Consider the following 18,121-nt stretch of genomic DNA (forward strand, 5'->3'; position numbering starts at 1 on the left):
CAGATCATACTCTTATTTATTTTTCAATAACGTATGATAAATAAATCAATTCATACTCCTGGTTCCACTCATTCTCCGGATACTTTTCATCTTTTCTTTTATCCACATCATCGTATTCAGAATGGTTTAACAGATTCTGGTGTGAATCGGAATGATCGAGTTTGATCTTACTAAAAAGATTATTTATGTGGAATATTTCTTTAAATGTCATTACAAGTCTTACCAATATTTTTACACAAAACTAAATAATTGGTATTAACTGTAGATAAAGAAATAGTTAAGAATTGATTAAGTTTTTGTTAAGAAAAAGAAACGGGGTGAATAAGAATAATTAATATGTTAGATCCCATAATGGTATATAACCTGCTTGCTTAACAATTCGTTGTCCTTCAGGCGACAAGACCCAATCAACAAAATTTTTAACCGAACCTTTTGGAATTTGTGTGGTAAAAAAATGAAGGTAACGGGTAATAGGATATGTGTCGTTCTGCGCATTCTTTTCTGAGGGTTCGATCCCATTTATACTGGCGTAACTGAAATCTCCCGTGTAACCAATACTTCCATACCCAATTGCATTGTCATTTTGTTCAATAAATTGGATCACATCGTTTGTGGTAGATTTTACAATAGCAGAATTGCAGTATTCGGCTCCTTCCAAAACGTGCTCTTTGAAATAAAGATGTGTTCCGGAATTAAGATTTCGGATCACTGGAATAATTACTGTGTTTTGCCAACCGAGTTCATTCCAGTTTATTACTTTACATTCAAATATTTGTCTGATTTGTTCAATTGAATATTCTTTTACCGGGTTAGATTTGTTGATATATATACACAGTGCATCTTTGGCAATCAGATAAAATAAGCCGACTGACCCATAATATTCAGCGAGAGCTTTAGTTTCCTGAGGTTCAAGATTTCTTGATGTCGTGCAAATATCAATTTCATTTCTGATTAAAGCTTTGATTCCTTCCGCAGAACCGCCGCCATAAACATAAATTGATATCTCGGGATTCTGCTTCATATATTCTTCTGCAAGCATCTCCGTTAGCGGTAGCATTGAATCAGAACCTTTGATGGTTATGCGGGCAACTTCAACTGGTTTGAAACTGCATCCTATTTGAAATAAAAAGATCAAAAGAAAAACGTACAACCATTTCATTTCATCAACCATTCATAGTTTCGGAGACTTAAATCGATAAGGTAAAAACAGATGGAATTATATTGAACAAGTTTTTAATAAATGATCAGTCATCGTTTTCATCTTTATCATCACTGAATAAATATTTCTCATACTTGTGCTTTACTATATGTGCTTCAACAATGAAAAAGACATCTTCAGCAATATTGGTGCAATGATCCCCTAATCTTTCAAGCTGTCTTGACATGACGAGCAGCACAACCGCGCTATCAATATTATTTTTATCCTGCTTCATAATATCAACAAGGATTTTATGGTTCTCCACATTAAGTTTATCGAGTGCATCATCTGATGTGATAACTGATTTAGCAAGATTTTCATTACCCTGTATGTATGAATCAATTGCATCCTTGAGCATTTGCTTGGCTATCTTGAACATTGGTTCGAGTCTAGTTTGATTGAAGAATGCTGGCTTCTTCTCAATCATAGTCAGGTATTCTGCAATATTAACGGAGATATCACCTATCCGTTCAAGATTATTGTTGATTGTAAGAGAAGACATTATTAATCTTAAATCAAGAGCAACCGGTTGAGTGAGCGCAAAAATTTTCTGACAGATCTTATCTATTTTAGTATCATATTTGTCTACTTTAGTATCCTTTTCAATTACCTGTTTCGCTAACTCGATATTCTCTTCCTCAACTGCTTTTATTGCAGATTGTACCTGTTCATCCACGAGACTGCACATTTTAATAACTCTCGACTTTAGTTTCTCAATGTGCTCGTCTAATAATCTCTCCATCACTTCTCCTTAATAATTAAATTTGAAATTAATTAACCAAATCTGCCGGTTACATAATCCTCAGTTTGTTTCTTTGAGGGATTAGTAAAAATTGTTGTTGTCCGGTCAACTTCAATTAATTCACCGAGGTAAAAGAACGCGGTCTGATCGCTTACTCTCGCTGCCTGCTGCATATTATGTGTAACGATAACAATTGTATACTGCTTTTTCAAGTCGTGAATAAGTTCCTCTATTTTTGCTGTTGAGATCGGATCAAGCGCACTGGCGGGTTCATCCATTAGAATTATTTCGGGTTCAACTGCAAGAGCACGAGCGATGCAAAGCCTTTGCTGCTGTCCACCGGATAAACTTAACGCATTCTCATTCAATCTATCTTTTACTTCATCCCAGATTGCTGCTTGATTAAGGGTGCGTTCAACTATTTCGTCCAGTGCTTTTTTGTCTTTTATACCGTTTATTCTTGGACCATAAACAATATTCTCGAAAACAGTTTTGGGAAAGAGGTTTGATTTCTGAAAAACCATTCCCACATTTTTTCTAAGATTTACTATATCCAATGATTTGTCGTAAATATTCACACCATCAATATATACTTCGCCTTCAATTTTAACGTGATCAATAAGATCATTCATTCTATTAATTACTCTCAGGAAAGTTGATTTACCACAGCCGGAGGGACCGATAAAAGCAGTAACACGTTTCGATGGAATGTTCATAGTAATATTTTTGAGTGCCTGTTTTTCACCATAAAACAGGTTTAAATCTTTGACGACTATTTTAGTTTCTTTCATAGAATTAAGATTATAATCTTCCTAATAATTTTCTGAACCGATATCTGAAAATTATTGCTGTAATATTTAATAAAAATGTCAGAACTATTAACACCAGCGTTGAGCCGTATTGAATCGGTAAAGTTTTTGTAGGATTGGCTGATTGTGTTGCCATTATAAAAATGTGATAAGCAAGATACATAAATTGTTCTGTCGGGTTAATCATAGGAATACAATAATCACCAATACAAAGATCAGCAACAGGTAAATTCGGTAAGAAGAATGCAGCACCTAAAAATAATATTGGTGCAGTTTCTCCTGCCCCACGGCTGATTGCTAAAATGGTTCCGGTTAATATTCCCGGTCTTGCTTGAGGCAGCACAACATTTTTAATTGTCTGCCACTTAGTTGCGCCAAGTCCGTACGACGCATCCCTGTGGGATTTGGGAACTGAATTAAGCGCTTCAAGAGTTGAAACAATTACAATTGGCAGAACAAGCACTGCTAAAGTTGCAGAGGCCCAAAGCAATGCTGGCTGCCCAAATAGCAATCCAGTCTGTAGCACATCATCCAGATTTTTTCCAATAAATAGAATAAAAAATCCAAGTCCAAAAAGACCGAATACGATTGATGGAACACCTGCAAGATTATTTATGGATGTTCTAATTATCCGGGAAAAAAAAGTATCCTTAGCATACTCATTGAGATAAATGGCTGAAAAGACACCCAACGGGACAGCAAAAAGTACCATTAAAAGTGTAACTGCAACCGTCCCAAAAATCGCTGGTCCTATTCCGCCTTCAGTCATATTATTTCTGGGCTCATCAAACAGAAATTCGAGTGATATTACATTGATTCCCTCAATAAATATTTTACCAAGCAGAAGAATGAGAATTAAAACAAGAAAAAAGAAAGTAAGTCTCACAATTCCAAGTGATAAAAATCCGGCAAAATCTATTTTTCTTTTCTTCAGTTCCATAAAAGCTTTCTTAAAAAGTATTTTTCTTTCTCATCTTATTGATAATGATCTCAGCGATAAGATTGAGAAAGAAAGTAATAGTAAACAAAACTATTCCAATAAAGAATAAAGAGTAATAATGATCAGAACCTTGAGATACCTCACCCATTTCAGCGGCGATAGTTGCCGTCATTGTTCTTACACTTAAGAAAATATTAGATGTAAGATTCGCTGCATTACCCGCACACATCAATACAATCATTGTTTCACCGATCGCTCTTCCGAATCCGAGTAGAATACTGGCAGAAACTCCGCTGAATGCTGCCGGAAGAATAACTTTGCTAATCGTTTGCCATTTGGTTGCACCTAATCCATAAGAAGCCATTCTCAAATCATTTGGAATTGAATGAAGTGCATCTTCAGTTAGAGATGCAATAATCGGAATAATTACAAAAGATAATCCAATTGATGCGACAAAAGCATTAAGTCTGTTTGCAGGATTTAGCAAATCATTGAAGAAGCTCGCTCCTACAACAAGCATAATAAATCCGAGTACTACTGTAGGTATTCCAGCAAACAATTCAATCATTGGCTTTAGAAATTCTTTGAATTTTGGATTGGCAACTTCAGACAAATAAATACCTGCACCAACTCCGAGTAAAGTAGAAATTATTGTTGCGGGGAACGCAGTGAGGAAAGTACCGATTAACAATGGTATCAAGGAATATCTTGGCTCTTCAGAAGTCGGATACCATTGAAAAACTCTTTCAATATTTCCGGAAGCATCAGGTCTGTCCAGATAAAGAAAATCAAGAAGACCAATATGATCTAATGCTTTAAATCCTTCTTTAAATAAAAAAACAAAAATCAGTACGATGAAGATTAAAGCCATTGTTCCATTAACAGCAAAAAAGAATTTAATTAAAGATTCTTTTAATCTGGTGTGCTTACCAATCTTCTTTGCGTACTTAGAATCCGCAGCTTTTTGAAAAAATTCTTTTTCTTCCATATATGAGAAGGAATCAAAATCTTTTATAAGAATTCATAATTAAAAGTGATTCTTCCAGTCAGCGAAGGATCAATCTCTACACCGTTTACAGGCTGCTCATAAGTTTCGAGCAGTATGTTCGGTGTAATTGACACTTTTTCATGTAAAATAAAACTCAAACCTAAAATAAAATAATTTCTTGAATCTCCCTTGAAGTCACTTGAAATGTTAGGATCGAAATAATCATACCTTCCTACTCCGGCAAGTAATTCTGAAATTCGGTACCAGCCAAAAGCTGAAATTCCAAGCGCATTACGATTTGATACTTTGTAATCAGTATTCTCAGTTTGAATAACATCATTCGAAGTATTCTGCAAAAATGATTCAACTCCAACTGAGAAGATTTTAGGATCTCTGTAACCTATAAAAACGTCTGTTGTGAGTGCATCATTATTAAAATTTTCATCAGGTAATGAACTGAATGTTTTATCGGCTTTGAATCTATAATCTCCATATACTGTAATATCAATATTTTCAGTGGGTTTGAATTCAAGATGCGCATATGCTCTTTTATATTTGTCTGTTTCCGAATCTAGTATTGCACCATTACCATACATTAACCAATAGTTTATAGTACCTGAACTGTTGAGTCTACCTTTTAAAGCAGCCCCAAAATCTCTGGAACTAACAATTCCCCGCAAATCCATAATTGTTCTTTCCAATGATCTATATCCCCAATAACCTTCTGCTACATCAAAACTTGGAGGGGGTTGGATTCCGAAAATAAGACTGCTACCTTCGAAAATATCTTTCCATTTGAGGAATGCATCTTTTACAAATACAAGGAATATGGTGTTGTTGACACCTACCTGTGTTTGAGATTCTAGTCTGAACCTCGTACTGAATTGATCAGAAATAGTATAATCGTAAGTAAAATAAATTCTCCTGAACTGAAAACCGTTCAGATCTTTTCGACCAGATAATGCTTTGTAGTTAATGTTATCGATCGTAGAATCCCGAAGGATATTATAAAAATAATCTCCGAACATAAGCCCTGAAAATTTTCCATTTGATTCAGATTGTGCGGAAACATGAATAAATGCAAAAACAATAAATAAAAAAATAAATGAAACAACTTTCATTTTGTCCTCTCTCTTTAATTCGACCAGTTTAGTATAAATAAGAAAAGCTTCCTGCTCTCTCTTTCAGGAAGCTTTAATTAAAGCTCAGCCTTTTGGCGGTAATGGAATATATTCCATTGACTCAACTAATTTTTGTCCTTCGGGTGAAAGAATAAAATCCATAAAGTTTTTCAATTCACCCTGTGCTTCACCATTCGTAAAGCAATAAAGGTAACGCGAAATTGAATAATCACCATTCCAGATAGCTTCATAGTTTACCAGACCATTTTCAGCAGGTGATATTGCAACAGCATTATCATCTTTTTTGATATGAAGAATTTTTACATCTTTTCTCTGAGCAAAGTATCCTACACCGCCATAACCAATTCCCTTAACGTCTCTTGCAACAGCTTCACCAAGTGCTGCTGTTCCCTGCAGAACCTGGGTTGCCGGTGAGTAATCTACCTGTTTTCCTGTAGCATCTTTACCTAATACATGATCTTTGAAAAATTCGTAAGTACCACTGCTGTTTTCCCTTCCATATAAAGTTATCGGCATGTCTGAACCACCAAGCTGTTTCCAGTTAGAAATTTTTCCGGCAAAAATATCGCTTACCTGTTGTACAGTGAGATTGTCAATTTTGTTTTCAGGATGAACAATAACTGCAATTCCATCGAGCGCAACATTGTAAACTACAGGTGTAATTCCTTTTTCTTTTGCTTTTTCCAGTTCACTGTCTTTTAATTCTCTTGAAGAGTTGGCAAGATCAGTTGTTCCGTTTAATAATGATGCAACACCGGTTCCTGAACCACCTCCGGTTACCTGAATCGAAACGTTTGGATTTTTCTGCATGTAGATCTCAGCCCATTTTTGAGCAAGGTTAACCATTGTATCTGAACCTTTTATAGAAATTACTGTTTTTTCCTTACCAGCTTCTTTTTTCTTGCAGCCGATAAAAATTAACGGTCCAATAACAATCGCTACAATGAATATCTGAATGTACCTTTGTTTAAACATTTCCACTCCTTTCTGAATAATTTTTTACTTTTTATTAAATAAAATTATAAAACTAATGTTAAGGAATTGTTAAGTTAGGGTTAAGTGTATGTTAAGTTTGAAGAGGAAATAAAAAGCCCCGTCCGGCAGCTGCCGGATTCGGGGCTGGAAAGTTGATTAAAAATTAATAATTATTTCAGAAGTACCTGTCCGCCGAAGTGTTAACGAAGGAGGATCATCTTCTTCGTGCTAACAAATTCTCCGGCTTTTACCTGATAGAAATAAACTCCGGAAGATGGAATTTGGTTGATGGATGATGTGTTAAATTCTACTTCGTGAGTACCAGCGGGTTTATATTCATTAACAAGTGTTGCAACTTCATTTCCCAAAACATCAAATACTTTTAGTGTTACATCACTGCTTACTGGCATCTGATAAATGATCACTGTGCTTGGGTTAAATGGATTTGGATAATTTTGTTCTAGTGAGAAGAATTCCGGAATGTCAAAATTCAGTTCAATCTCCTCTGAATAGTTGAAATTTCCATTATAATCGATTTGCTTCAATCGGTAATAATTGTTTCCTCTTTCAGGATAATAATCTGTGAATGAGTAGTTATGAATTTCTGTGGTTGATCCTTGACCTTCTGTAAACCCTATTGTATAAAATTCACCGGTAGTCTTTCTTTCTATTTCGAAACCTAAGTTATTTAGTTCTGTTGCAGTTGACCAATTCAGGATCACTTTATTCTTCACCACTTTTGCTGTAAATGAAATTAATTCGACTGGGATTGGAATCATTGTAATGGTCGTTGTATTGCTTGAATCGGATTCACCCCATTGATTATATGCAAGTGCTCTGTATGTATATGTTGAATCCATAAATACATTTGGATCAGTGAAATTATGTTGATTTTCTACAACCAAACCGATTAATTCATATTGAGGTGAATCCTCAGGAAATCCTCTCTTTCTAAATATTTTAAATCCTTCTTCATTCCAGGAATTATCATTCCAATATAAAAGAACTCTCAGCGGATTATAGTAGCGAGTAGCATGAAGCCAAGTTGGAGTAGCAGGTGGGAAACACTCCATACAATCATCGATCAGTATGAGGTCATCGACAAACCAATTATTTAATTGAATTGTATAGCCGTTAAAATAAAGAATCATTTGAAATGTGCTTGATGATGGATAAAATTCTGTTTCTATTTCTTCAGGTCCCATGTCTCCTGAAATTGGACTTTGCCAAATAATCTCTTTTGTGATTCCCCCATCATATGAAACTGCAACTCCAATGTACTGCCAAGTGGAACCAGCATAAACGTCAAGCATATGCCTAAGTTTGACAATATAGTGATAAGAATCATCAACAATAGGACACGAGAGCAACTGACTGAGACCATTGAAAGGATTAAAGTATCTACCTTCCAACTTAACCTCTGATACTGGTGATCCACCAGAGTTGTTCGTATAGCTAATATACCAATTATCAAATCCTTGAGGACCAATTGGTGTCCAACAATTTAAATCATTAAACGGTTCATAGAATATTACTGTAGAATCAGACTCAGTCAGAAAATACCAATATGGACCAGTAGAACTACAAGTATCATTTTTACAAATAACTCTCCAATTGTATGTAGTTGAATAAATCAATGTATCTAGTACCAGGCTAGAAATTGCAGGTCCATCATAAACCTTGATTACATTTCCTGATGTACCAAACCATACTTCTACACTTTCTGTGTTGTTTCCATTTGTCCAGTTTAAAAAATTTTCACTTATACTAACACCAGTTGTTCCATCTGAAGGAATGGGATTAAAAGGTACCCCTACAGGGCATGGTGGGCCATAGTATGTATTTACAGCAAATGGTGCAATTTGTTCCCATCCCCAATCTGTTATAAGCGTAGTGTTACCAGTTAATGGATCCATCGTTCTTAGTTGGCCTGGTCTGGGGGGTATGATTATATGCACTTATATAGATAGTATTTGTCTCAAAGTCATAACTCATACCGTGTCCATAAATGGCATAATATCCGAGTGAACCAAGAAGTGTTGCAACTCCAGTTGTAATATTAATTGTAAATGCTTGTGCAGAACCTATTGCAATAGCATAACAAGTACCATTTTCATCAAAGCATAAATCATCCATTAAACCATCTGTTAAATCGAAACTGCCAATAAAGGTTGCTACTCTTGAATTCAAATTTAAATTATATAATGCATCGTGAGTACATATATAATAGCCACCATCAGATGGATTATAAGCTATACCACTTGGAGGTGAAGTACCTAATCCTGATATCGATCCTATGAGAGTAATCGCACCATTTAACGGATCAAATTCATATAATGAAGGATCTGGAATTGGCGGCATGAAATAACTTTCAATTAAATAATATTTGCCATCTCCCCCAAGACACATAGACGAAGCAAATCCGGTAAATGTATGAGGTGAAAGAATAGTAAAAGGATTACCCGAAGGAATTGGCATGGATAAACTTGCTTCTTGCTGTGATGAATATCCAAATGCAATTGAAGCAGAATTAAATGTAGAATTTTCTGAACTAATGTTTTTGGTATTTTTTAATTTTGGGATAGGGCCTATTGGAATCCCATTTATTTCTTGAGCAAAATGTTCATTGACCTCAAGAATTAGTATTGAAAAGACTGCCATAATCAGCTTTCTACTTTTCATTATTCTTCCCCTTATGTATGAAAAACTTAATTAAAAATCTTTTTATTTCAACAGCGTCATCTTCTTATTTAATGCCCTGTCACCAACTCGGATCGAGTAAATATAAATTCCGCTGCTCACTTTATTTCCACCGGTATTATCCCCTTCCCATTTGGTTAAATAATTTCCCGCGGGAAGATTTTCACTTACCAGAGTTTTAACAAGACTGCCATTGATATCAAATATTTTCAATTCAACAAATGAGTTTGTTAAATCATACGGAATTGAAAAAGAAATTATCGTATATGGATTAAATGGGTTCGGATAATTGTTCAGCAATATTTGCGACTGAGGAATTACCGGATTTATATCCTGCTCAACAGAAGTTATCAACGATGGTCCGCTTCCTCTTGTTTCTCCGAGACTATCAGCGAGATATATGTTGACCCATTCAGGTCTTAATGCAGATTGGAGATAAGTGTTCTCCCATTCTTCATCTGTTAATCTTAAAAAGTCAGTTGTTCTGTATTCATAATAACTCATCACAGGTCCAACAAAAGCTGTTGATTCTCCCAGATGATTTTCAGTTATAAAAACTCCGAGGTTAACAGCGCCTGTTCCAACGTGAGTTATTGCACCAAGATAACCACCACCACAATAGGTTGGAGTTGTATGAATATCAGCAACAATATGATCACTTTCCATCAGCCCTTCATAACCCCAGTCTCCACGAAAAATATCATCATAAAAAAGATTTGGGTACCAGCCATCCATTGAAACTCCGCTTTGTCCGGTTTCATAAATCATTCCTGCTAAAAATGCTTGTTCAGCACTGGTAAAAGGAATGCCAGCAAGTTCCTTTTCACAAATTGTCTGGAGTGTATCTGTTATTCCTTTACATCTTCCAAAGTAATAGATGATTTTGTTTTTTATTGCAGGATTGGGGAAATTAAGACTCGTGAAATAGTTGAGCGCTTCAGTTGAATATTCATTCAATGCTGAATAAAATTCTGGAAACGGCTCAACAAAGCTGTAAGGGTAAGAACATACAGAACCACCAGTATATGATTGTTTTGCATATAAAAGATTATCGTGTCTTAATTCTGTCCAGGATGATAGTTGTGTATTCATCTTCTGCTGCCAGAATGCTGCTGTCTTCATAAAAGTTGGCAAGCCGTTTCGATCTTCCGGAGGATTTAGCTTTCTGATAGAGTTGAGCCAGTAATTGTAAATCGAGCTTCCCCAGAACGCAGGATCGTAATGATCAATCAGATATCTAAGAGCTGCAAGATTTGTTGAGTAATGATATTCATTTAATTCATCAATTAATAGCTGAGCTGATGCGCTGTTACCAAGAGAGAACAGTACATCGAGTGTTGAAGGATAAAGTCTGCAGATTTTTTCACCGAAATATTTAATCCTATCATATACAACTGTTCCTGTTACATATGAATCTATAACAAATCTTTGTCCGAATATCATAAAAGCAGAAGCCGGTACAATTGTGTCAGGACTCATAGGATTACTAAAAAGTATTTGGGAAAGAATTAGCTGATATGCAAAAGCCTGATTGCTCAATGTATCCTGGAACTCAACCATCTTTAAGCTATCCAGTAATTCTGTCGGATTATTCAGTGAAATAGCTTGCTTCAAATAATCAAGATTGTCCAGAGTTACATTATCCGATTCGCCGACAAAAAACTTAAGTATGTTTTCCATTTCCTCGTAAATTGGGTTTGCATTTGCAATAACGAATAATTCATCAATCAGGAATGCATCAATAGCTTGTCTCTGGATATCTGTAAACTTTTGGTTTGGACACTGAACGGGATATGAAACAGGTGCCATGAGATACAACTCAATTCTTCCGAGCCACATCATTGCTCTGAAATAACCTTCAAGATCAATTTGAGTTGAAGGATTGTAAACGTAATGTCCTCTTGGCTTAAATTGGCTCCAATCCATTACTCGACAAGTGGTTGAGAAAATTGTTGATGAAACACCTCCCTGTTCATCGTAAATCCATTCCAGGATTGAATCTATCATTGCATCATTTTCAGGATAGTATGGTTGAGCATTTTCCTCAAGCAGCAGCAAAGGAACCGTTACATAAATATCCACATCTTTTAGCATCGTCATCATTTCAGGATTGCTGCTGTAATTACTATGAAGCTGGTTCATTGAATTCCGCAGATTCCAAAGTAATTCAATAAGTCTGTCTTCAAGCAACCCAACTTCCATATCAGTTAATATTCTGTCGTAAGAAATATGAAAAGCGTGAAGTATCGCATCGGTTGAAACGAAAACAGGAAAATCCCGATGAAATATTTCAAGAAGCGATTGCCCGAAAGAAATTCTTTTCAATCTTTCGCTTACCATAAATCCGTGATCTTCAATCAGAGATTTTTCGAAATCGGTGAAATTGTAAAATCCATCGAGAGTATCGAAGTAAAGAGCATCTTCATAATTGGTGTTGATCTGATCTGTGAAGAATCCTGCATCATGCATTTGCAGCAATTCTTCTGTGCTCATGTTCTGATGCTGTTGAAGGAATTGCGTATAATCTTCGAGATTAAAAACTTGCGGGTAAGTTTGGTTTGATAGAAGAAAGAGAGAGAATATGTATAAACTGAAATTCGCAAGAGGTTTCATAAAAAAATACCTCCATATTTTTTTTTGAAACTTAGCAAAATATTCAGATAATATCAATTTCCGATTATCAATCATTAATTAAAAAAGCCTCAACTTAATAGCTGAGGCTCTAATAAATTGACTTAATAATGATTAAAATCGTAATGACAAACTCGCAAGTATATTCTGACTGATAATTGATTGCCTGATTGGTGAAACACTACCGCCGTAATCTTCAGCAACATGATCCCACCATCCATAAACGTAAGCTACATTAAATTCCATTGCACCTTCACCCGATCTTATACCAAGGCCAGCGGTTAAAAATTTTCTATCGTATTCTGTTGGTGAATCAGCAACAGGAAAAGGGATATACATCGCTCCTGCACGAGCGCTAAGTCCTGTCCACGGCAACCTGAATTCAGCACCAATTTTAGCATTAAAAGTTTGAGTGTATGTATCAATAATCTTTTTATTTAATGCTGATTGCTCGGGCACTTCGAGATCACCTGAGAATTTCATCTGCGTATAATCGATATACGTAATTTCTGCAGTGCCTGTAATTATCCAAAGGTTAACATCGCCTGCAACGGAAAATTCGTACGGAGTTTGGATTGTAAATTTGTTGGAGATTACAGTATCAATTTGTTCAAAATAATCTGTAGCAAATTCACTTCTGCCTCTGAAATAATGATCCTCGGTAACCGAAATAACTGAAGGTGTTTTAACAGCACCACCGATAGCAATGAAGTTGAAAAACCTGTACATTACACCAACTCTCAAATCATAACCGTTAAAAACCCAATCTTTGATATCATTTATATAAAATGATTGAAAGCCTGCGGTTAATGGATTGTCAGCAATTGTTCGTAATGAATCAGCATAAGAATCTCTTGAATCGGATTCAGTAAATTCTCCATCTCGTAAATAGCTGCCTACATTATAATTAAAACTTGCACCAAAGAAAATGTTGTAGGCAAGTTCGCCGGCAATACCAATTGACCAATGATTTATACCACCCTCTTCCAAAACATAACCTTCCTGATTGAGATTACCATTAAAAATTGTTCTGTCTCCAAGATATTCGTTACTGCCCGGGTCAAATTCTGAATAACTCAGCAACAACTCACGGGGGATATAATTATTGATCGAGGTCAGATCCTGGATTAAAGAATTATTAGCAGAGTTGAAGGAATTAAATTTTAATATTCTGTTGAAATCTTTCGATCTGTTATAACCAAGTGAAAGCGCAAAATTATTTGATGCTGAATCACTTACAAGCGGAATGACGATTCCTAATTGATTGAGTACTGTCTCTGTTCGTTTACTCAGCAAGGAGTCAGTGAGATAGAAAGCTTCATTGTTGTATAAATTGGCTCCAACAGATGTGTTAACCGTAAATTTCCTGGCTAATCCCAGAGCAGCAGGATTTATAAGAGTTGCCGTATATGTATCATTGAAGACGGAACTTGAGTTACCCATACTTAATGTTCTCGCATCATAAATCTGACCGCTGATGGATAATCTTAACGCATCACCAACATTCGGTTTGAAGTATTCCTGAGCAAAAAGAACTGAGGAAATGGTTGCTTGTGAAAGAACGATTATTAAAACCAAAATAAATTTTTTCAAAGTTTAGTATTCTGCATTATGAGTAAATACTTTTAGTAACCGTGTAAAAATATATTCTAATCAGCAAATATCACAGGGTATTAATTAAGGGTTAAGATTGATAAGGAATTAAAACAAATGGATCATTTACAAAAAAAGCCTCGATAACAACTACCGAGGCTTTGGTGACCCCAAGGGGATTCTGCCGAAGGCATTCCTCTGGAAGAACCCACTATCATCACCATCTTCTACTTTCTAATAAAATAAAAAAGCTTCGATATTTCTACTGAAGCTTTGGTGACCCCAAGGGGATTCTGCCGAAGGCATTCCTCTGGAAGAACCCACTATCATCACCATCTTCTACTTTCTAATAAAATAAAAAAGCCCCGATAAAATTACCGAGGCTTTAGTGACCCCAAGGGGATTCCTCCAAAGGAGTCCCTTTGGGAGAACCTCTATTACTGCCTTGCTATTTTTCTATTAAAATGAAAATAAAAAAGCCCCGATAAAATTACCGAGGCTTTAGTGACCCCAAGGGGATTCGAACCCCTATTACCGCCGTGAAAGGGCGAGGTCCTAACCATTAGACGATGGGGCCAGATTAATTAAAAATTAAAAATGAACAATTATAAATTGGGGTGAGCGATGGGATTTGAACCCACGGCCCTCAGGGCCACAACCTGATGCTCTAACCAACTGAGCTACGCTCACCATTCTAAAGATAAAAGTCAAAAGAAAAAAGACTAAAGATTTTTTACTTTATTCTTTTGTTTTTTGGTCCTGATTAGTACGCCCGAGTGGACTCGAACCACTAACCCTCAGCTTAGAAGGCTGATGCTCTATCCGGTTGAGCTACGGGCGCTCAAATCAAAATATCAATAATCAATTTTCAAACAACAAATAAAATTCATTCCTCAAAATTCAAATAACAAACTATTGGGATTTTGAATTGTTAGATTGTTTGTTATTTGGTGTTTATGATTTGGTTATTCAACCAGTCGGGGCGGCAGGATTCGAACCTGCGACCTCCTGCTCCCAAAGCAGGCGCGATAGCCGGACTACGCTACGCCCCGGTAATTTCCTGACGGAAGAACAAGCATCTTAAAAATTGAGTCACAAATATATCTATCGAATTCTGAAAAAAAAAGTAAATTTTACTGTATTACCTCTACTCTATCTGATTAAATCTCCATATCAATTTTGATTCGATTCTGTTATTTTTTAATTGATTAAATTAAATATTATAATTTCATCATTTTACTTTATAATGAATGTATCCTGGTATATAGCAAAACAATTCATTCTTTCAAGAAAAGATTCCAGGTTTATCAGCCTGATTTCTACAATTTCAATAATAGGAATTGCTTTGGGTGTGGCAACGCTTATCATCGCTATAAGTGTTCTGAAAGGTTTTGAGCAGACAATTACAAATAAAATAATAGATTTTGATTCTCATATAAAAATAACTTCCTATCGCTCTAATCTTCCTGATTATCAAAAAACTTTACCATGGATAAAATCGCAATTAGAATCTTTCAAACCCACAATTACACCTTTTGCTTCCAAGCTGGTTCTGGTAAGCAACAAAAAAAAGAAAGAAGGAATAAACTTATTCGGAATAGATGGACAAAACGAAAAGCCTTTTTTTGTTAACAATATGGTTGAAGGCGATATTTCACTTTTTGATGACAATTTATTAATTGGGAAGAAACTAGCAGAGAAACTATTTGTCAAAGTCGGTGATCGGATTACAATTTTCTCGCTAAAGAATGATGAGATACCTTCTCCTGAAAATTTACCCAACATCCAAAAATTTACTGTCAGTGGTATTTTTGAAAGCGGTATGACTGAATATGATGATACTTATGCGTATACCACTTTATTATCTGCGCAAAAACTTTTTGACATTGGCGACAATATCACCGGAATTAATATCAAGTTAAGCGATATCTCTAAAATTGACAGCCTCACAACATATCTCAGCAAATCACTCAGATATCCGTACTCCGTCAGATCTGTTTATCAAATTCACCGTAATATTTTTACCTGGATTGAATTACAAAAAGAACCAATACCGATTGTGCTCGCATTAATAATTCTTGTTGCTGTGTTTAACATCATTGGTACGCTACTTATGATCGTGCTTGAGAAAACTAACGCAGTTGGAATCATGAAAACACTTGGTTCACGGAGAAGACAGATCATTACAGTTTTTTTAATACATGGAGCGGTGCTTGGTGTGATCGGAATTATGTCGGGAAGTTTGCTCGCACTTTTATTAATAATGCTTCAGGAAAATTTCAATATCATTACTTTACCGTCATCAGTGCATTTATGTCACGGGTTCCTTTTCTTTTAACTGTAGATACTTTTTTGTGGATATCTCTACTTACATTCATTCTTTGTCTGCTGGCATCGATTATACCAAGTTTGATAGCTTCAAAAATTAAAACGGTTAATGCATTGAGGTTTGGCTGATGCTTTTCGAAAGATTCATTGCAAAGAGATATTTGGTATCCAAGCACAAGATAAATTTCATTACAATAATTTCAATTATCTCAATTGCCGGAATCACGATTGGTGTCGCAGCTTTAATAGTTGTGCTTTCAGTATTTAATGGATTTGGCAGTCTTGTTACAAGTTACCTGATGAGCCTCGATCCTCACATCCGTATCAACGCAATTACTGAAGAAGGAGAAAAATCAATCGGCAGTCTTGAGAAAAGCTTGATGAATAATGGTAATATAAAATCTTACTCCGCATTCGTAGAAGGAAAAGTATTAGCATACAACAAAGGAATAACACAAGTAGTAAATCTGAAAGGTATTGAAGCTAAATCTGTGAATAATGTTTATCTGCTTGATGAAAATATTGTAGATGGAGATGATAAATTTTCTGATGAATCTTCTGTATTTATCGGATTGCCCTTAGCTGATAAACTTCGGGTGATGGCCGGCGATACTCTCACAATCATATCACCTTTAAATATTGAACAGGCAATAACTCAGCTTTCACTTCCTTTATCAAAGAGGTTTATTATTGCAGGAGTTTTTATCTCAAAAAATAACGAATATGATGAAGGCTACATATTTTGTGAATTGAAAGATGGTCAATATTTATTTGGTTATAAAAAGAATTTTCAGGGATATGATGTGAGACTTGATGACATTGATAAATCTAATTCAGTTAAACAAAAACTGGTTTCACAATTGGATCAAAATCAATTCAGTATTAACACCTGGTATGATTTCCACCAAGAACTTTATTCAGTAATGCAGATTGAAAGATGGACTGCTTACATCATACTTTCTTTAATTATAGCAGTTGCGACTTTCAATATACTTGGATCATTGTCAATGTCGGTGATTGAAAAGAAACGTGACATTGGAATACTTCGATCGATGGGCGTGACTGAGAAATCTGTTTTGAAAATTTTTATGTTCGAAGGATTACTGATCGGTATAATCGGAACATTGCTGGGTGTAATAATTGGTTATCTTGTATGTTACATTCAGATTGAATATAATATTTATCCACTAGATCCATCACAATACAAAATTGATTCTCTTCCGATTGAGATAAGAATATCTGACTTCTTCTTTATCAGCTTCGCTTCTATGCTGCTCTCATATCTGGCATCATTATATCCAGCAAAAAAAGCATCGAGAGTAAATCCGATTAATGCAATCAAATGGGAGTAATATCAATCAATTTTTAAAATGAATCAAACTAAGAAAATGAGTAATACTATTTTATCAGCAAATAATATTTATAAATCTTTTCAAACTACGAGAAAGAATAATCTGGAAGTTCTGAAAGGAGTATCGCTTAAGATTGAGGAGAAAAGAATTACAATTATCGTAGGCGCATCAGGTGCTGGTAAAAGTACATTGCTGCATTTGCTGGGAGGACTCGACCGACCAGATTCCGGTGAGGTTTTATATGATGAAGAAAATATTTTTAATTACTCTGAAGACAAATTGGCAAAATTCAGAAATGGAAATGTTGGTTTTGTTTTTCAATTTCATCATCTATTGCCTGAATTTACTGCTCTGGAAAATGTAATTATACCGCAATTAATCAGTGGGAAAAATTTTCCTGAAGCAAAACTTAAGAGTGAACAATTACTTCAAACGGTAGGTTTATCAAAAAGGATTGATCATAAACCAGCAGAACTTTCAGGTGGCGAACAGCAAAGAGTTGCTGTTGCCAGGGCACTTGCAAACGATCCAAAAATTATTTTTGCTGATGAACCGACCGGCAATCTTGATTCAGTAAATAGTGAAGACATTCACAATCTAATTCTGGATTTAAAGACAAGCATCGGAGTAACATTTGTTATCGTTACTCATAATCAACAACTGGTTAACCTTGCAGATCAAATTCTCGAAATTAAAGATGGAAAAATTCTTCCGAGAGATTAA

The 18,121-nt window shown here is 35.4% G+C and carries 15 protein-coding genes and 4 tRNA genes; 3 read left to right on the forward strand and 16 right to left on the reverse strand.

What is annotated here, in order from left to right; all coding sequences use genetic code 11:
* Positions 1-16: 16 nt before the first annotated feature.
* The 16 genes from IPM14_17735 to IPM14_17810 form a co-directional block, all read right to left on the reverse strand.
* Complete coding sequence (locus tag IPM14_17735) at positions 17-211, reverse strand: hypothetical protein (protein ID MBK9099903.1); 195 nt, start codon at positions 209-211, stop codon at positions 17-19.
* A gap of 120 nt (positions 212-331) precedes the next feature.
* A complete protein-coding gene (locus IPM14_17740) occupies positions 332-1,159 on the reverse strand; it encodes a phosphate ABC transporter substrate-binding protein (GenBank protein MBK9099904.1) in 828 nt (275 codons plus the stop codon).
* 85 nt (positions 1,160-1,244) lie between these two features.
* The gene (gene phoU, locus IPM14_17745) at positions 1,245-1,940 is read right to left on the reverse strand and encodes a phosphate signaling complex protein PhoU (protein MBK9099905.1); all 696 of its coding nucleotides are present in this window, start codon (positions 1,938-1,940) and stop codon (positions 1,245-1,247) included.
* A gap of 32 nt (positions 1,941-1,972) precedes the next feature.
* The gene (locus tag IPM14_17750) at positions 1,973-2,731 is read right to left on the reverse strand and encodes a phosphate ABC transporter ATP-binding protein (protein MBK9099906.1); all 759 of its coding nucleotides are present in this window, start codon (positions 2,729-2,731) and stop codon (positions 1,973-1,975) included.
* Between the two features lie 10 nt (positions 2,732-2,741).
* The gene (pstA, locus tag IPM14_17755) at positions 2,742-3,689 is read right to left on the reverse strand and encodes a phosphate ABC transporter permease PstA (GenBank protein ID MBK9099907.1); all 948 of its coding nucleotides are present in this window, start codon (positions 3,687-3,689) and stop codon (positions 2,742-2,744) included.
* A 10-nt stretch (positions 3,690-3,699) separates the two neighbouring features.
* Positions 3,700-4,677 (reverse strand): phosphate ABC transporter permease subunit PstC, encoded by a 978-nt coding sequence (pstC, locus tag IPM14_17760; GenBank protein MBK9099908.1) that lies wholly within the window; start codon positions 4,675-4,677, stop codon positions 3,700-3,702.
* Positions 4,678-4,700: 23 nt separating this feature from the next.
* Positions 4,701-5,798, reverse strand: coding sequence for a hypothetical protein (locus IPM14_17765; GenBank protein MBK9099909.1), 1,098 nt, complete (start codon positions 5,796-5,798; stop codon positions 4,701-4,703).
* Between the two features lie 84 nt (positions 5,799-5,882).
* Positions 5,883-6,794, reverse strand: a complete 912-nt coding sequence (locus IPM14_17770) for a PstS family phosphate ABC transporter substrate-binding protein (GenBank protein ID MBK9099910.1) — start codon at positions 6,792-6,794, stop codon at positions 5,883-5,885.
* Between the two features lie 200 nt (positions 6,795-6,994).
* On the reverse strand, positions 6,995-7,573 hold the full coding sequence (locus IPM14_17775) for a T9SS type A sorting domain-containing protein (protein MBK9099911.1): 579 nt from the start codon (positions 7,571-7,573) through the stop codon (positions 6,995-6,997).
* A 1,117-nt stretch (positions 7,574-8,690) separates the two neighbouring features.
* Entirely contained in the window at positions 8,691-9,476 is a 786-nt protein-coding gene (locus IPM14_17780; GenBank protein ID MBK9099912.1) for a hypothetical protein, read from the reverse strand.
* A gap of 42 nt (positions 9,477-9,518) precedes the next feature.
* Positions 9,519-12,107: a DUF3160 domain-containing protein gene (locus tag IPM14_17785; GenBank protein ID MBK9099913.1), complete on the reverse strand. Its 2,589-nt coding sequence runs from the start codon at positions 12,105-12,107 to the stop codon at positions 9,519-9,521.
* 132 nt (positions 12,108-12,239) lie between these two features.
* Positions 12,240-13,718: a hypothetical protein gene (locus IPM14_17790; GenBank protein ID MBK9099914.1), complete on the reverse strand. Its 1,479-nt coding sequence runs from the start codon at positions 13,716-13,718 to the stop codon at positions 12,240-12,242.
* A 505-nt stretch (positions 13,719-14,223) separates the two neighbouring features.
* A tRNA-Glu gene (locus IPM14_17795) sits at positions 14,224-14,295 on the reverse strand.
* A gap of 36 nt (positions 14,296-14,331) precedes the next feature.
* Positions 14,332-14,408, reverse strand: a tRNA-His gene (locus tag IPM14_17800).
* Positions 14,409-14,485: 77 nt separating this feature from the next.
* Positions 14,486-14,559: transfer RNA gene (locus IPM14_17805), tRNA-Arg, on the reverse strand.
* 136 nt (positions 14,560-14,695) lie between these two features.
* Positions 14,696-14,770: transfer RNA gene (locus IPM14_17810), tRNA-Pro, on the reverse strand.
* Positions 14,771-14,964: 194 nt separating this feature from the next.
* On the opposite strand from IPM14_17810, the gene IPM14_17815 reads away from it, so the two are divergent.
* From IPM14_17815 to IPM14_17825, 3 genes are all read left to right on the forward strand, one after another.
* Positions 14,965-16,056, forward strand: a complete 1,092-nt coding sequence (locus tag IPM14_17815; protein MBK9099915.1) for an ABC transporter permease — start codon at positions 14,965-14,967, stop codon at positions 16,054-16,056.
* Positions 16,057-16,174: 118 nt separating this feature from the next.
* Positions 16,175-17,398: an ABC transporter permease gene (locus IPM14_17820; protein MBK9099916.1), complete on the forward strand. Its 1,224-nt coding sequence runs from the start codon at positions 16,175-16,177 to the stop codon at positions 17,396-17,398.
* Positions 17,399-17,434: 36 nt separating this feature from the next.
* Complete coding sequence (locus IPM14_17825; protein ID MBK9099917.1) at positions 17,435-18,121, forward strand: ABC transporter ATP-binding protein; 687 nt, start codon at positions 17,435-17,437, stop codon at positions 18,119-18,121.

The organism is bacterium, from assembly GCA_016716565.1.
Taxonomy (GTDB): Bacteria; Bacteroidota; Ignavibacteria; order Ignavibacteriales; family Ignavibacteriaceae; genus IGN2.

Coding starts and splice junctions, on each gene's coding strand:
- IPM14_17735 (MBK9099903.1), bottom strand. CDS start 211: ATGACATTTAAAGAAATATTCCACATAAATAATCTTTTTAGTAAGATC.
- IPM14_17740 (MBK9099904.1), bottom strand. CDS start 1,159: ATGAAATGGTTGTACGTTTTTCTTTTGATCTTTTTATTTCAAATAGGA.
- phoU (MBK9099905.1), bottom strand. CDS start 1,940: ATGGAGAGATTATTAGACGAGCACATTGAGAAACTAAAGTCGAGAGTT.
- IPM14_17750 (MBK9099906.1), bottom strand. CDS start 2,731: ATGAAAGAAACTAAAATAGTCGTCAAAGATTTAAACCTGTTTTATGGT.
- pstA (MBK9099907.1), bottom strand. CDS start 3,689: ATGGAACTGAAGAAAAGAAAAATAGATTTTGCCGGATTTTTATCACTT.
- pstC (MBK9099908.1), bottom strand. CDS start 4,677: ATGGAAGAAAAAGAATTTTTTCAAAAAGCTGCGGATTCTAAGTACGCA.
- IPM14_17765 (MBK9099909.1), bottom strand. CDS start 5,798: ATGAAAGTTGTTTCATTTATTTTTTTATTTATTGTTTTTGCATTTATT.
- IPM14_17770 (MBK9099910.1), bottom strand. CDS start 6,794: ATGTTTAAACAAAGGTACATTCAGATATTCATTGTAGCGATTGTTATT.
- IPM14_17775 (MBK9099911.1), bottom strand. CDS start 7,573: ATGATTCCAATCCCAGTCGAATTAATTTCATTTACAGCAAAAGTGGTG.
- IPM14_17780 (MBK9099912.1), bottom strand. CDS start 9,476: ATGAAAAGTAGAAAGCTGATTATGGCAGTCTTTTCAATACTAATTCTT.
- IPM14_17785 (MBK9099913.1), bottom strand. CDS start 12,107: ATGAAACCTCTTGCGAATTTCAGTTTATACATATTCTCTCTCTTTCTT.
- IPM14_17815 (MBK9099915.1), top strand. CDS start 14,965: ATGAATGTATCCTGGTATATAGCAAAACAATTCATTCTTTCAAGAAAA.
- IPM14_17820 (MBK9099916.1), top strand. CDS start 16,175: ATGCTTTTCGAAAGATTCATTGCAAAGAGATATTTGGTATCCAAGCAC.
- IPM14_17825 (MBK9099917.1), top strand. CDS start 17,435: ATGAGTAATACTATTTTATCAGCAAATAATATTTATAAATCTTTTCAA.